The 14269-nt window shown below is 60.0% G+C and carries 15 protein-coding genes and 1 pseudogene; 11 read left to right on the forward strand and 5 right to left on the reverse strand.

Going from position 1 to position 14269, the window contains the following annotated elements:
- Nucleotides 1-89 precede the first annotated feature (89 nt).
- Nucleotides 90-869, forward strand: a complete 780-nt coding sequence (locus ACSBPU_RS20380) for an IclR family transcriptional regulator (protein ID WP_442593688.1) — start codon at nucleotides 90-92, stop codon at nucleotides 867-869.
- A gap of 32 nt (nucleotides 870-901) precedes the next feature.
- Here ACSBPU_RS20380 and ACSBPU_RS20385 read toward each other — a convergent pair whose 3' ends face one another.
- Both ACSBPU_RS20385 and ACSBPU_RS20390 read right to left on the reverse strand, forming a co-directional pair.
- Entirely contained in the window at nucleotides 902-1480 is a 579-nt protein-coding gene (locus ACSBPU_RS20385; protein ID WP_442593690.1) for a carboxymuconolactone decarboxylase family protein, read from the reverse strand.
- Nucleotides 1481-1515: 35 nt separating this feature from the next.
- Nucleotides 1516-2538, reverse strand: a complete 1023-nt coding sequence (locus ACSBPU_RS20390) for a WD40/YVTN/BNR-like repeat-containing protein (protein WP_442593692.1) — start codon at nucleotides 2536-2538, stop codon at nucleotides 1516-1518.
- Nucleotides 2539-2745: 207 nt separating this feature from the next.
- On the opposite strand from ACSBPU_RS20390, the gene ACSBPU_RS20395 reads away from it, so the two are divergent.
- The 3 genes from ACSBPU_RS20395 to ACSBPU_RS20405 all read left to right on the forward strand — a co-directional run bounded on the left by ACSBPU_RS20395 (nucleotide 2746) and on the right by ACSBPU_RS20405 (nucleotide 6233).
- Nucleotides 2746-3717 (forward strand): Bug family tripartite tricarboxylate transporter substrate binding protein, encoded by a 972-nt coding sequence (locus ACSBPU_RS20395; protein WP_442593694.1) that lies wholly within the window; start codon nucleotides 2746-2748, stop codon nucleotides 3715-3717.
- Between the two features lie 80 nt (nucleotides 3718-3797).
- Nucleotides 3798-5345: an acetolactate synthase large subunit gene (locus tag ACSBPU_RS20400; RefSeq protein ID WP_442593696.1), complete on the forward strand. Its 1548-nt coding sequence runs from the start codon at nucleotides 3798-3800 to the stop codon at nucleotides 5343-5345.
- A 219-nt stretch (nucleotides 5346-5564) separates the two neighbouring features.
- Nucleotides 5565-6233, forward strand: a complete 669-nt coding sequence (locus tag ACSBPU_RS20405; protein WP_442593698.1) for an FAD-dependent oxidoreductase — start codon at nucleotides 5565-5567, stop codon at nucleotides 6231-6233.
- Here ACSBPU_RS20405 and ACSBPU_RS20410 read toward each other — a convergent pair.
- Both ACSBPU_RS20410 and ACSBPU_RS20415 read right to left on the reverse strand, forming a co-directional pair.
- On the reverse strand, nucleotides 6203-6436 hold the full coding sequence (locus ACSBPU_RS20410; RefSeq protein ID WP_442598560.1) for a hypothetical protein: 234 nt from the start codon (nucleotides 6434-6436) through the stop codon (nucleotides 6203-6205). The genes ACSBPU_RS20405 and ACSBPU_RS20410 overlap by 31 nt on opposite strands.
- Nucleotides 6358-6894 carry an FAD-binding protein gene (locus tag ACSBPU_RS20415; RefSeq protein WP_442593700.1) on the reverse strand — a complete coding sequence of 179 codons (537 nt, stop codon included), beginning with the start codon at nucleotides 6892-6894 and terminating at the stop codon, nucleotides 6358-6360. Before ACSBPU_RS20415 ends, ACSBPU_RS20410 begins: the two co-directional genes overlap by 79 nt.
- A 146-nt stretch (nucleotides 6895-7040) precedes the next feature.
- On the opposite strand from ACSBPU_RS20415, the pseudogene ACSBPU_RS20420 reads away from it, so the two are divergent.
- The 7 genes and pseudogenes from ACSBPU_RS20420 to ACSBPU_RS20450 form a co-directional block, all read left to right on the forward strand.
- A pseudogene (locus ACSBPU_RS20420) lies at nucleotides 7041-7571 on the forward strand (LysR family transcriptional regulator); the annotation flags it as partial.
- A gap of 131 nt (nucleotides 7572-7702) precedes the next feature.
- The gene (locus ACSBPU_RS20425) at nucleotides 7703-8062 is read left to right on the forward strand and encodes a tripartite tricarboxylate transporter substrate-binding protein (RefSeq protein WP_442593702.1); all 360 of its coding nucleotides are present in this window, start codon (nucleotides 7703-7705) and stop codon (nucleotides 8060-8062) included.
- A gap of 14 nt (nucleotides 8063-8076) precedes the next feature.
- The gene (locus tag ACSBPU_RS20430) at nucleotides 8077-8964 is read left to right on the forward strand and encodes a Bug family tripartite tricarboxylate transporter substrate binding protein (protein ID WP_442593704.1); all 888 of its coding nucleotides are present in this window, start codon (nucleotides 8077-8079) and stop codon (nucleotides 8962-8964) included.
- A 365-nt stretch (nucleotides 8965-9329) separates the two neighbouring features.
- On the forward strand, nucleotides 9330-11114 hold the full coding sequence (locus ACSBPU_RS20435; RefSeq protein ID WP_442593706.1) for an acetolactate synthase catalytic subunit: 1785 nt from the start codon (nucleotides 9330-9332) through the stop codon (nucleotides 11112-11114).
- Nucleotides 11111-11860 (forward strand): SDR family NAD(P)-dependent oxidoreductase, encoded by a 750-nt coding sequence (locus ACSBPU_RS20440; RefSeq protein ID WP_442593708.1) that lies wholly within the window; start codon nucleotides 11111-11113, stop codon nucleotides 11858-11860. Before ACSBPU_RS20435 ends, ACSBPU_RS20440 begins: the two co-directional genes overlap by 4 nt.
- Nucleotides 11861-11896: 36 nt before the next feature.
- Nucleotides 11897-12850 carry a tripartite tricarboxylate transporter substrate binding protein gene (locus ACSBPU_RS20445; protein WP_442593710.1) on the forward strand — a complete coding sequence of 318 codons (954 nt, stop codon included), beginning with the start codon at nucleotides 11897-11899 and terminating at the stop codon, nucleotides 12848-12850.
- Nucleotides 12851-12929: 79 nt separating this feature from the next.
- Entirely contained in the window at nucleotides 12930-13625 is a 696-nt protein-coding gene (locus ACSBPU_RS20450; protein WP_442593712.1) for a GntR family transcriptional regulator, read from the forward strand.
- Nucleotides 13626-13668: 43 nt separating this feature from the next.
- Here ACSBPU_RS20450 and ACSBPU_RS20455 read toward each other — a convergent pair whose 3' ends face one another.
- On the reverse strand, nucleotides 13669-14250 hold the full coding sequence (locus tag ACSBPU_RS20455; RefSeq protein WP_442593714.1) for a TetR/AcrR family transcriptional regulator: 582 nt from the start codon (nucleotides 14248-14250) through the stop codon (nucleotides 13669-13671).
- Nucleotides 14251-14269 lie beyond the last annotated feature (19 nt).

Genomic DNA, 14269 nt, shown 5'->3' on the forward strand with positions numbered 1-14269 from the left:
CCGGATATGAAGTAATCTATCGAGCGCGTCGGCTGGAAGGTGCCGACGTTGCGCATGCCAACTTTGAATGGACGGATTTGACGAGAACAATGAGCAGCCTGGACAAGATGCTGAACCTGCTGGATGTGTTCACGCCCGCGGCGCCTGTTTGGGCCACCGAAGACCTCATACGATATGCGGGCATTCCCGCATCGACCTGCTATCGGTATATCAAGTCGCTGCATCAAGCGGGCTTGCTTGCGCGCGTGGCCAATGGTTCCTATGTGCTCGGGCCTCGCATCATGGAGATGGATCGCACCATCAGGCTGTGTGACCCCGTCTACATCGCCGGGACACCCGTCATTCAAAAGCTGACGGCTGACAGTGGTTTCAGTTCGCTGCTCTGTATTCTCTTCAGCGACAGCATCATGTGCGTGCAGCAAGCCTTGGCGCCCAATGCCCCCTCCGCGCTGTTTACACGCGGCCAGAGGCGGCCGCTGGTCGCGGGCGCCTCTGCAAAGATCATTCTTGCCTACCTGCCGGTCCACCAGTTGCGCAGCATTTTCGCCAAGCATCGTAAAAGCATCGCAAGCGTCGGGCTGGGCGCCGACTGGGATGGCTTCCGCCAGAACCTCAAGCAAATCCGGCAGCAAGGCTATGCAAGAAGCTTCGGGGAATACAACGCGGGCATTCTTTCTGTGGCGGCCCCATTGTTCAATCGGGCCGGCGACGTGCTTGGCAGCCTCGCGCTGGTGGCCTCGGCCGGCACAACCAGCGAGTCGGCGTTCAGCGCCGCCATGCCGCTTGTGCTGGATGCCGGCCAGCGTGTGAGCGAACTGATTTCCACCTCGGCCAACGTTGTCGACCTGCCCGCGCGGGCAGTGGGCTGAGCCCGCCTACCCGCCGGCCACCCCCTGGGCTTTCACCCTGGAGCTCCTGCCCGCAAGGGCTTCAAGGGCGGCTCCATGCCATCCGGCAGCGGTGGTTCGGCGGTATTGAGCACCATGGCCAGCAAAGCGTAATACCCGCAGATTGCCAGCAGGTCCAGCACGCCTCGCTTGCCATAGCGCTGCTCGACGCGCTCGTATGCTTCGGCACTCGGCGCGCCAAGGCGCTGCGCCTCGATGCAGAAGTCATACACGTCTTGCAGCTCATCCGTCATGGACACAGGACGTTCATTGCGGGCGACGGCGTCCATGATTTCAGCGCCGAGACTGGTGGTATTGGCGGCAATGCGTCGATGCGCCACCCATTCGTACTGACAGTCCCAGGCCCTGGCGGTGATCAGTATGGCTAGTTCGATCACCTCGCCCGGCATGCCGGTGCCGAACCGCAGATGCTCGCCGACCTTCTGCAGGCATCCCGCAAGTTCAGGATTGTGCAGCAGGGCGATGAACGGCCCCTTGACCTCGCCCCTTGGGCCGGCGGATATCTCGGCCGCGACTTCCCGCTGCTTGTCGGACATGGTTTCGGGTGCTATCCGTGGAAAACGCTCACTCATGGTCTCTTCCTAAGTTGATTCATATGGGTCGGCAATTACTTGCGAACCGTGATCGAATGCGCAGGGCGCCCTTCCGGGATCTCGGCCCAACGCCAGTGCAGCGCGCGCAATTCGCCGAATTCATGCGGCATGCGTTCCCAGTTGTCGCCGCCATCCCGGCTGCGAAACAGCTGTCCGAGATTCGTGCACACAAACAGCAGCATCGGATCATGAACATGGGTCGCCACGCACCACACCGTGCTGTTCAGCTTGCCCGGCAAGGCGGCTTCATGCCAGCTGTCACCGTAGTCATCGCTGCGCAGCAGCTTGCCGTCGTTTCCCGGCGGCCCGTTTCCGTTGGTCAGGAACAGAACCCGGTCCGTATCGACTCTGGGAACCACGGCGCGCGTATATTGCCAAGGCGAATCCAGTTTCTGGAATGCCCAGGTTTCACCGTCGTCATCACTGCGGTGCAGGCCCTGGTTGGTGGTTGCGAACATGACACGACGGCCACGCCCATTGCGAATGATTGCCAAGCCGTGCACATCAAGCGAAATCAATCCCTCGATGCGGGCCTCCCAGGTCCTGCCTCGGTCGCCGCTGCGGAAGATGCCGCCGATTTCAATGGAAGCCCATACGATGTCGCGATCGAAAGGATCGACGAGGATTTGCGTCACCCGGGTCGGCCCCTGGTTGATGGGAGAAAAATCAGCCATGCCGGGCGCGGGGACGCCGACCCAGCTGGCGCCCCCGTCCTCTGAACGATAGAGTTCGGCCGGCCGGCCACCGGCAATCAGCAGGTCGGGATCATCCGGATGCTGGACCACCGACCACACATCTTTCAATGGAGAGGCCACGGGCGTCCAGCGCGTGGTCGACTCGTCCCAGCGGAACAAGCCCATGTCGGTACCTGCCCATAGCACCGTCGGCTGTCCGACATGGCTGCTGTATGTCCAGACCCGCGCTTCCAGGTACATCCCGGAATGGCTGTTGGGATGCACCCACGTCTGCCCTTGATCTTCACTGAACCACGCCGAGTGGCCGGCGGTGCCCGCATAGGCCTCTATGCGCCTTCCCATTGCTTTCCCCTTTCATGGTTCTGCGCGACGTCCCGCACAAAGGTCGAAATATACAATAAATCTCGCTATATGGTAATATTTTTATATTGATTCAGATCAATTCTGTGATTGGCTTACGCTAATGGTCAATCCAGATGACTCATCCACATATAAATTAATTTTCTCTATTCAATAACTATTCACTTATTGAAGGAGACCGGAGAAGACATGAAAAAATTCGCTTGCGGACTCGTACTCATCGCCGGCGTGGCGGCCATCGTGCCAGGCGGCCAAGTCAACGCTGCTTACCCGGAACGCCCCATACGCGTCATGATCGGCTTCCCGCCCGGCGGCGCCATCGACACCATCGGTCGGCTGATCGCCCCTCGGCTCAGCGAACGGCTGGGACAGTCGGTGGTCATTGAAAACAAGGCGGGTGCGGGCGGCATCATCGCGCTGCAGCAGTTGCTGAAATCGGAGCCGGATGGGTACACATTGCTCATGGGCACGATGGGCAACCTGAGCATCTCGCCCGGGCTGGTCAAGGACTTCAATGCAGACATGGACAAGGACGTGGCGGCGGTCACGGTCGTGGGAGCCTCCGGCATGGTGCTGTATGCCAATCCGAAATCCCCCTTCAAATCCGTCTCTGAACTGGTCAGCTACGCCAAGGCGCATCCCGACGAGATCAATTTTTCCTCCAGCGGCAACGGCGGATTGCCGCACATGGCCGGCGAACTTTTCAAAACCGCGACCGGCGCCAAGCTGACTCATATTCCCTATAGTGGAAGCAACCCCGCCGTCAAGGACGTGGTCGGCGGCCAGGTGCACGTAACGTTCGAAGCCACGGCCATCGGCTTGCCTTTCGTGCAGTCCGGGCAATTGCTTGCACTGGGCACCACGGGGAAAGAACGCTCCCCCGTCATGCCCGACGTGCCCACCATCGGCGAAAGCGTCCCCGGCTACGAGGTGACGAACTGGTACGGGGTCATCGCGCCGGGCGGAACGCCTCCCGAGCGCATCGCGACGCTTCAGAAAGCCTTCGCCGACGTGCTGGCCGAGCCCCAGATCAAGGACAAGCTCTTGAGCCTGGGCGTTACGCCCGATGGCCGCTCATCGGAAGACGCCGCCGCCTATATGTCCGGCGAGCGCAAGCGCTGGATGAAAGTCGTGAAAGAGAACAACATCACCACGCAGTAAGCAAGCTTCCATATTCCCGTCAACGGGCAAGGCGGTGGCCGCATCGCCTTGCCCTTCTTTTTAATGAATGAGGTTGCCCCATGAACGGCGCTGAGTCCCTAGTCAAAACCCTGCTCGCATCCGAGATCGATGTCTGCTTTGCCAACCCCGGCACCTCCGAGATGCACTTCGTTGCCGCCCTGGACCGGGTGGCCGGCATGCGCTGCGTGCTCGGCCTGTTCGAAGGCGTCGTGACCGGCGCTGCGGACGGCTACGGACGGATGGCGGGAAAACCAGCTACGACTTTGCTGCACCTGGGGCCCGGACTGGCCAATGGCATCGCGAACCTGCACAATGCCCGCAAAGCGCGAACGCCGATCCTGAATATCGTGGGCGAGCACGCCAGCGACCATCTCCAATATGAAAGCCCGCTGCGCAGCGATCTGCCGGCCACGGCGGCCCTGATATCCGATTGGTACAAGGTCGGCGGACAGCAGTCCATTGCACAGGACGCCGCCGAGGCGGTCACTGCCGCCAGATCGCGCGACGGGCAGATCGCCACCCTGATCCTGCCCGCCGACACAGCATGGGCCCCCGGCGACGAACCCCGCGTGGCGCAGGCGCCGGAACCCTTGCTGCAAGCAGATGCCAACGCCATTGCGCGCACCGTGCAAGCCATCTGCTCCGGCAAGCGGGTCGGACTGCTGGTAAGCGGGCCTGCCGTCGAGTCCGAAGGGCTGCGCTTGCTGTCGCGCTTCATCGGCAAGCCGAACGTGCAGCTGTTTGCACAGCAGTCCAATCGCCGTTTCGCGCGCGGACGCGGCCATCTCGTCGTTCCCAGAATACCGTTCAATATCGATTTGGCCGTGCAGATGCTGCGCGACATCGAAACCCTTGTCCTGGTCGGCAGCCATCCGCCCGCTGCCTTCTTCGGCTATCCCAACAAGCCGCGCCTTCTCATGGCCACCGATTGCGAGGTCATTTCGCTGCTGGAGCCGGGCGGAGACACCATGCATGCCCTGGCATGGCTGGCCGATGAACTCGGCTGCCCAGCACAGGGGCAGGCAGTCGCCGAGGCGCGTCGCCCGGAGATGCCTGATACCGACCAGCTCGATCCCGACACCATCATGCAGGCCATGGCGGCCCTGTTGCCCGAGAACGCAATCATCGTCGATGAATCGGTCTCGTCCGGCCGCTCGCTTTTCAAGTTTACCGACGGCGCCGCACCCCACGATTTCCTGCAAATCACAGGGGGCGCGATCGGCTCGGGCCTGCCTATGGCCACCGGTGCCGCCGTCGCCTGCCCGGATCGCAAAGTCATCTGTTTCGAAGGCGACGGCAGCGGCATGTACACGCTGCAAGCACTCTGGACGCAAGCCAGGGAGCAACTCGACGTCGTCACCATCATCCTGGCGAATCGCAGCTACCGCATTCTGCATGGAGAGCTGAAAGGCGTGGGCATCGATGCCCCGGGCGAACAAGCGCACAGCATGCTTGACCTGGAACGCCCCGCGCTCGACTGGGTATCCCTCGCCCGAGGCCACGGCATTCCGGCGGTGAGCGTCAACACCGTCAGCGGATTCGCGCGAGCGTTCCGAAACGCTTGCGCGCACGAAGGGCCGTTTTTGATCGAGGCGCTGCTTCCTTGAGAAGCTGAGGGGTCAGACCCCATGCGGGGTCCGACCCCAAGGCTCTAAGACCCTCTCGCGACACGCCGCTGCCTGGCCGGGGTCAGACCCCGTAGGGGGTCTGACCCCATCCCCTCTTTTTCAAATTAATCGAATAATGCTTTCGAATCCCGGTGCTTACTCGCCCCAGTTCCGACGCCTACACTGCCCGTACAGCGTACAACTGGGATTGAATAAACCATGGATTCATACGATGTAGCAGTAGTAGGCGGAGGCAACGCGGCCTTATGCGCGGCAATCGCGGCTCATGAGCAAGGCGCCAACGTTCTGGTGATAGAACGCGCGCCAAAAGGCAATCGAGGCGGCAATTCCGCATTCACCGGCGGCGCGTTCCGGATCGCTTACCGCAGTGTCGACGACTTGCTGACGCTCGTGCCCGACCTGCATCCCGAGGAAATCAAGAATAGCGACTTCGGCACTTACACGGAAGACCAGTTCTTCGAAGAGGTCGTCGCCATGAGCGGTTACAGGGCGGACGCCGACGTCCTGGACACCGTGGTGGCCGAAAGCCTGCCGGCCATGCAATGGCTGCGCACCCATGGCGTCCGATTCGTTCCCATCTATGGCCGCCAATCGTTCAAGGTGGATGGGAAGCAGAAATTCTGGGGAGGCCTCACGGTCGAGGTGTCCGGTGGCGGGCTAGGCCTGATGGCGGCCTTGTACGCCCGGGCGGAGCAACTGGGAATCACCTTCCAGTACGGCGGCCGGGCAAACCGCATGGAGCGATGCGGCGACGAATGGGAAATCGGCGTGGAAGGCCAGGACCGGTCGTCCTCCCGGGTGCGCGCAAAGAACGTCATACTGGCGACCGGCGGCTATCATGCGAACGTCCGGATAGCGAGCCGATAGTTCGGTACTTCCTTGACCTGTTGATCGAGAATGACGTAAGCGAGGCCTTCGGTCTGCTCGTAGATGCGCCGCGTCACACGCTCGTAGCATGCGTCCACCGTGGCGGGGGCTTCGTCGGTAAAGCCTAGGCCCTCTTTGTTGACCAGTATCCCATAGGGAAATATGAACACGGCCGGCTCCGAGACGCCCGAACGGCGATCCACGGGTTCCGCATGATAGCTGCCGAACTCGTCCTGGATGAGCTTGCGTGCCGTCGTGTTGTAGAAGAACTCGACGCCCAGCTGCTCAGGCCCGGGCCGCCAATGCCTCGACCAGCGCTTCTCCTCCCCCTACAGGCAGCAGGCGAGGCTGCGTCTTGGTAAGGAAGGCAGTAGGCAGGAAATCGAACTTCGCCCCCAAGCGACTGGAGCCAGTCTATCGTCTCCGGCACATGGTCGGCAAAGTTGCCGATTACCTCGGGATCCGGCAATGCCAGGGACCGCGTGACCTGCGACCAGGAATCGCGACCGCCGCCCATTTCGGCCATCATCTCGGGATCGACATAGGGCCCGACATTCTCAGCAAGGACCGCTACGCGCAACCCCTGTTCAGCAGCCGAAACCGCGGCTGACAGGCCGGCTACGCCGCAACCCGCCACCACCACATCGAAAGTCCTTTCCATTTGCTTTTACCTTGTAGAACTAATATCGCCCGACATTTCCCGGAATACGAGGAAGTGTAGGAGCCGCCGGCTGTCTCAAACAGTCACCGGCATCTAATGATCTTTTAGAAAAAAGCGAAAGGACATCTATGGATCGACTTTGGGGGATGGAGGTCTTCGTCCGGGTGGTCGAATGCGGCAGCTTTTCCAGAGCAGCCGAATCGCTCGACCTGGCGAACGCCACCGTCACGTCGAGCTTGCGCAATCTTGAAAAGCACTTGGGAGTCACGCTGATCCAGCGCAATACGCGCCATCTCAACCTGACCGATGAAGGCCGTGCGTTCCCGCCCAAATGCCGGGAAATCCTCGCTGCGGTCGCCCAGGCCGAATCCGACGTCAAGGCCAATGCCGGCGACGTCTCGGGCTCGCTGCGGATCGAGGCGCCGTTCGCCATCGGTCACAGCCTGCTGTGCCCCGCGGTGGTCCAGTTCGCCGACAGGCATCCCAATATACGGGCGTCCGTCACGCTCACGAACAAGCCGCAAAAGCTCATAGAACGGGGAACCGACATCGCCATCCGGATGGACAGGATCGAAGACGCCGACCTCGTGGGCAGACCCATCTATGAAGCCAAATACATCGTCTGCGCGGCGCCCGGCGTAGCGGCCACCATTCGGGGCGCTCATCCCAACGAGCTGGATCCTGCCCGATGCCTGGGCTTATTTGAGGAAGGCAGCCATACCGCCAACCAATGGCAGTTCAGCAAGGGCCATGAAAGCTTTACGCTGCTCCCTGCCGGCCCGCTGCATTTCAACATACGCAAGCGCTGTTGCAGGCGGCGACACTCGGATCAGGCTTTATCTATATTCTTGACATCTTCGCCACCGAACTCATCCAGCAGGAAAAACTGGTGGCCTCGAGCCTCGTGCCGGATATTCCCACGCTGCATGAGCAAGGCTTCAAGGACTTCGATGTCAGCACTTGGTATGGCTTGTTTACGCCAGCCGGCGTGCCCGACGAGATCGTCAACATGCTGGCGGAGAAAACCATTGCGTTTCTGTCCACGCCGAAGATACGTGAACAGTTTCTGCAGCAAGGTCTTGAAACCGTGGCCAATACACCCGAGCAATTCGACGCGCTGCTGCGTTCGGAAGTCTCGAAGTGGTCGAAAGTGAAACTATCAAAGTAAGTACGGAGCACAGCATGGATCTGAATCTCAAGCGCGCGACCATCCATGGCATCGTCGCAGCGTCGACACTATGCATGGCGCCGATCGCGGCGGACGCGCAAACCTATCCCGGCAAGGCCGTCAGGGTGATTGTTCCCTTCAATGCGGGAGGCAGTACCGATGTCGTGGCTCGCGCCGTTGCCCAGCGCCTCGGCAAGCAACTGGGGCAGTCGTTCGTCGTCGAGAACAAGGGGGGCGCGGGAAGCGTCAACTATGATCCCGTCAAGGACTTCGCCCCCATCACGAACATCGCGTTCATGCCGATGGTGCTCTTCGTGAATTCCGGCTTTCCCGCCAAGACAGTCGCCGACATCGTGGCAACCGCCAAGGCGGCACCGGGCAAGCATACTTATGCGTCAAGCGGAAACGGCGGCCCGCCGCACTTCGCCGGTGCCTTGTTCACGAATCTCGCCGACATCGATCTGACCCATGTTCCGTACGGCGGGGCGGCTCCCGCATTGATCGACGTGGCCTCGGGCCGAGTCGACATGAGCTTTACGACGTTCTCGTCGGCCATGGCCTTCATGAAAAGCGGACAGCTGCAGCCCGTGGCCATTGCCAGCCATGAACGGTTCCAAGGTTTTCCCGATGTGCCGACGTTTGAAGAGGCCGGACTGAAAGGACTCGACATGTCGACCATGTACGCGCTGCTGGCCCCTGCCGGCACGCCCAGGCCCATCGTGGACAAGTTGTACGAAAGCGTCATGACGCTCTTGAAAGATCCTGAGATCCGTAAGCTGATCGTGGACCAAGGCGCACAGATCGTCGGCAACACACCTGACGAATTCGCAGAGTTCGTCAAGGCCGACGTGGCCCGCTGGGCCAAGCTGGCATGGGAAACCGAAGGCGTCACGCCGCAATGAAGGGGTCAGACCTTGCCACGCAATGAAGGGGTCAGACCCCGCCACGCAATGAAGGGGTCAGACCCCGCAGGGGTCTGACCCCAGGTTTTATTGCCGCTGCAGCCGCATTCATGCAATTCCCGCAGCAATGTCGAGCCCTGGGGTCCTCGGGCGTTCTTCCTGATGCAATCAACTTCCGGCGGATGGTAGCGGCAACGATCAAGGCTCTGCCACGTTGTGCCAGACCGCAATACCCATGATTGCAACTTTCGTTGGCTTGAACCTAGTCTTACTAGGGTATGTACTCATTTTGCTCATTGTTTGTTTGATACATCATACATCAAACACTAAACATCGAAATTACTGACTCAGGATTTCATAGAGCAATGAATGACGCCCGATTCCTTCCAAAAGGCTCACAGCCCGCCGCCAATAACAAACCCAGCCCGCTTAAGGCACCCGGCTTCAATCTAGCCGGCGCCCATACGACCGCACATGCCATCAGTCGGGCCCTGCTCCGCCACGGCGTGACCCACGTTTTTGGGCAGGGTATCCCGAATCTGTTGATGCTGACCTGCGAGGAACTCGGCATTACGCAAGTCGGCTATAGAACGGAAAATGCGGGGGGCTATATGGGCGATGGCTATTCACGTATTTCCGGAAAGGTATGCGTGCTGGCTGCACAGAATGGCCCCGCCGCCACGTTACTGGTAGCAGCCATGAGTGAAGCCATGAAGGCTTCCACGCCTATGGTGGCACTGATTCAGGACGTCAATCGCGAGTTCACCGATAAAAATGCGTTTCAGGAATACGATCACCTTGCGCTCTATGCAGGCTGCACCAAGTGGGCCCGGGTAGTTCATCTGTCCTCTCGAGTAGAGGAATATGTGGACATGGCGTTCACGATCGCCGCCTCGGGTCGGCCCGGCCCCGTGGCCCTGATGCTGCCTGCGGACATGCTGCTTGAGTCCGGGCCTATGCTGTCACGCCAGGCAAACCTCGGCCATTTCCCTCTGGACCGATCGATCCCGCCTCCTTCGAAACTGCGTGAAGCAGCACAGCGCATCGCCATGGCAAAACGCCCGATCGTCATCGCGGGAGGCGGCGTTCACTTATCTGGCGCTGCCGCTGCACTGGAGCGCCTGCAGGAAGAAGCTCACTTACCAGTGGCCACCACCATGATGGGCAAAGGCGCCGTCTCCGATTTGCACCCCTTGACCGTTGGCGTGGTCGGCTCTGCCATGGGAATCAATAGCCCCACCAGATACCTGCGTTCACTGGTCACCGAATCCGACCTGGTCGTTCTGGTTGGAAACCGCAGCAATCAAAACGGCACCGATTCCTACACGCTATACCCGAAGGCGGCCAACTATATCCATATCGACATAGACAGCCAAGAGATTGGCCGCAACTATGAGGCATATCGGCTACAAGGGGACGCTCGGGAAACGCTCGAAGCACTAGTCGATGCGCTGCGCGAACAGGATCTTGGCCAGCGTGAGCGCAGCCGTGAGAGCGTCACGCAACTCATCAGACAAGGGAAGGCGCGATATCGTGAAGAGGCGGCCGCGGTACTCGATTCGACCGCCGCTCCCATCAGGCCGGAAAGGCTCATGAAAGAACTGGATGCCGTTCTGGAAGATAACGATATTGTCGTAGCGGACGCCAGCTATTCATCCTTCTGGACGGTCAACTATCTGACTTCCAGGCGTGCAGGCCAACGCTTCTTGACGCCGCGCGGGATGGCAGGGCTGGGTTGGGGTTTTCCGATGGCGCTGGGAGCTCGCGCTGCCACGGCAGACGGAACCGTCTACTGCGTCTCAGGAGACGGCGGCTTCGGTCATGTCTGGTCCGAATTGGAAACGGCGCGCCGAATGGCGTTGAAAGTGGTGCTGATCGTCTTGAACAACAGCATTCTCGGGTTCTCGAAGCATTCCGACAATGCACGGTTCGGCATGCACAACAGTGCGGTCAACTTCACCGAGGTCGACCACTGCGCCATAGCGCGCGGAGCCGGGTGCGAGGCAATTCCGGTCACGGAGCCCTCACAGATCGCCAATGCGCTTCGCCAAGCCAAGCACAACACGCTGACAACGCTAATAGAAATACGCTGTGATCCGAACGCCTTTCCGCCCTTCACGCATTACGCCGACATGGAGGCGCATGTATGAAACCCAAGACATTGATAACCGGCGCAGCAAGCGGCGTAGGACGCGTACTGGCTGAGCGGCTGGCGAAGTCTGGGCATGCTCTGTACCTGACTGACCGTGATGAATATGTGCACGACGTCGCACGGGAACTCTGCGCGCAAGGAGTCACTGCTTGGGCGGAAACCGCCGACTTGGCAAACGAAGCCCATCTGACGCGCTTGGCCAATAATGCACAGGAAAAACTCCAAAGTTGCTCCAACTTGGTCAACTGCGGCGGCATGACGATCAAGCTCAATGGCGAGTCCATTGCGCTCGAAGCGCTCACCGTCGACGACTGGGAAAAAGTACAGCGAGTCAATCTGCTCGCTCCCGTCATCTTGTGCCGGGAACTCATACCCGAGATGGCGCGCGCCGGCTATGGACGGGTGGTGAACGTTGCTTCGCGTGCGGGGCGCATGCATGTTCCACCGGCAGGCCTTGAGTATCATGCCTCTAAGGCCGGACTGATCGGGGTGAGTCGTGCGCTGGCGGGTATCTACGCCGACCGTGGCGTCACAGTCAACTGCGTGGCTCCCGGAAGGGTAGACACTCCAATGACCAAAGCAACAAGTCCAGCGCAGTTGGTCCTGGCCAAGGCTGCGATCCCAATCGGGCGCTTCGCCTCGGCCCACGAAATCGCAGCCAGCATCGAGTTCCTATTGTCACCGGAAGCGTCGTACATAACCGGCAGTTGCCTGGATGTAAATGGTGGGATCTACATGAACTGATTTCCACATACAAATCAAATCCAAAGGAGAAGAGACATGAAGCATCCACTATTAAAACTGAGCTTTGTCGCGCTATGCGCCACACCCTGCGCCGCCATGGCGAGTTTCCCGGAGAAGGAAATGACCATGACAGTCAACTACGGCCCTGGTTCCAACACGGATGTTGCTGCCCGCATCATCGCCAGTGCCATGGAAAAGGACCTGGGCAAATCCATCGTGGTCGACAATAGAGCGGGCGCCCTGGGCACAATGGCCGTATCCTGGCTGGCCAAGCAAGCACCTGATCCCTACCGCCTCGGCGTAGTGACCTACGCCACCCAAGCCATTTCGCCTCATCTCATGAACGTCAGCTATACCCTGAATGACTTCGACTGGGTTTGCGGCTTCGGACGCTACTTATACGGCGTAGCCGTGCGCTCGGACTCGCCTCACAAGACCATTGACGAACTCGTTGCAGCCGCGAAAAATGACAAGGGCATTTCATTTGGTGGCGCGTCCACGCCCAACCTGATTGCCTTGCTGGAGCTGGGCAGGGTCACCGGTTCCAAATTCATTCAGGTACCCTACAACTCGGGCGCGGAGGTCCGCGCTGCGCTATTGGGAGGACATATCGAAGCCATGGTGCAAAATCCCGGCGACATCGTCCCCTATGTTGCGAACGGACAAATGCGCATGCTTGCCTCGGCAAGTCCCATGCGCTGGCCCATGGCACCAGAAGTTCCGACCCTCAAAGAAGCCGGCTATCCGGTCGAAGTCGACTCGTGGATTGGATTGGGCCTACGAGCGGGCGCTCCCGCCGAGGCAGTGAAGCGGCTGGAATCCGCCTGCCTGAATGGACTTAAGGATGCTGAGGTGCTCGAGCGTTTCAGCACAATCGGCATCAATCCAACCGGCCTGACCGGCGATCAATATCGCGATGCGTTAAAATCCGGCTACGACACGATGGGAGCCGCCATAAAGGCAGCCAATATTCCACGTATTTCGAATTAAACTCGCCAGAGCTGGTCACAAGCACACCTTCTGGCACGCCAGAAGGTGTGCTCTTTTGCCGGTCGGCTGAATTGAACAGATGAACCAATCGCTCAGCCCAATCGCGGGGCAGCTCAGCCTTTCCGAACTTGCTTACCAACAGATACGGAATGCCATCGTCCAGGGAAGGCTTGAGTCAGGACGACGCCTGGTTTACCGAACCCTGGCGGAAGAACTTGGAATAAGTCCTACACCAGTGCGTGACGCCATTCAGCGGCTGGTGTCCGACGGTGCGCTGCAACTTGATGATCGCGGCGTCGCTATCGTGCCCGTCATCACGGCCGACACTTACATAGAGATCATCAATCTTCGACTGAATTTGGAAAGCGTTGCTGCGCAGGCCGTTGCATTGATGCCCGAAGGGCGCGACGACGTAGCCGACCAACTGGAAGCCATTCATCGAGGTGTCGCCGATTCCCAGCGTCAAGGCCGTGTCAATGATGCCCTACATGGAAACGAGCAATTCCATTTCCATTATCTGCACGCCGCCCATATGCCAGTGCTTGAGGAATTGGTCAGGTCATTGTGGCTGCGTTGCGGCCCATCATTGCGCCTGGCTTACTCAAACGGCTTTCAACCGTTGCCGGTCCATCCCCACTTGCGATTGATCCAGGCCATTCGGCGAGCCGACCCTATCGAGGCGCGCCTGGCAGTTGAAGAAGACCTGAAATACGCTGGCAAGCATATTCTGAGCCAACTAGATGCCGACGCAGTACATCGGGTGGATTGGGACTGAAGAGGCCAAACCCAGGGGTCAGACCCCGCAGGGGTCTGACCCCCTACTGCTTTGCGGTCGTGCTTTCCAGTATCAGGCCTATCCAGGCCTCGGGGGTCGCTCCCTCGGGAACCTGCAACAGCCCATCCAGCAGCAACAACGCCAGGCCATGCACCAGCGACCAGCAGCCCCGCGCCTGGGCGCTGCGCTCGTCGGTGCCGGCGCTAGCCTGCATATGACGCATCAATACACCAAAAGCGCCGGCGCGGGCGGCATCCAGATCGGGGGCAAGACCCTGCGGCCTGTTCGTGCCGAACATCAGGCGAAATAGTGCCGGGTTGCCCAAGGCGAACAGCACGTAGGCTATCCCCTCACGCAACAACGGCGAACCAGGCGATTCATCAGACCGTTCCGCCGCTTCGAGCCTTTCTTGCAGCCGTCGGAAGCCGTCGGCCGCGATCGCTGCCAACAACGACTCCTTGTCCGGGTAGTGCCGATACGGCGCCATGGCGGATACGCCCAGCCGCTGCGCCAGCTTGCGCAAGGTCAGGGCCTCGGGACCGCTTTCCTGCACCAGCGCCATGCCTTCGTCCAGCAACGCCTGGCGCAAGTCACCGTGATGATACTTTTGTGAAGATGTTGACACCGTAAACATTCGTCCTTAG

The sequence above is a fragment of the Parapusillimonas sp. JC17 genome (assembly GCF_052180245.1).
In the GTDB taxonomy this organism is placed as follows: domain Bacteria; phylum Pseudomonadota; class Gammaproteobacteria; order Burkholderiales; family Burkholderiaceae_B; genus Parapusillimonas.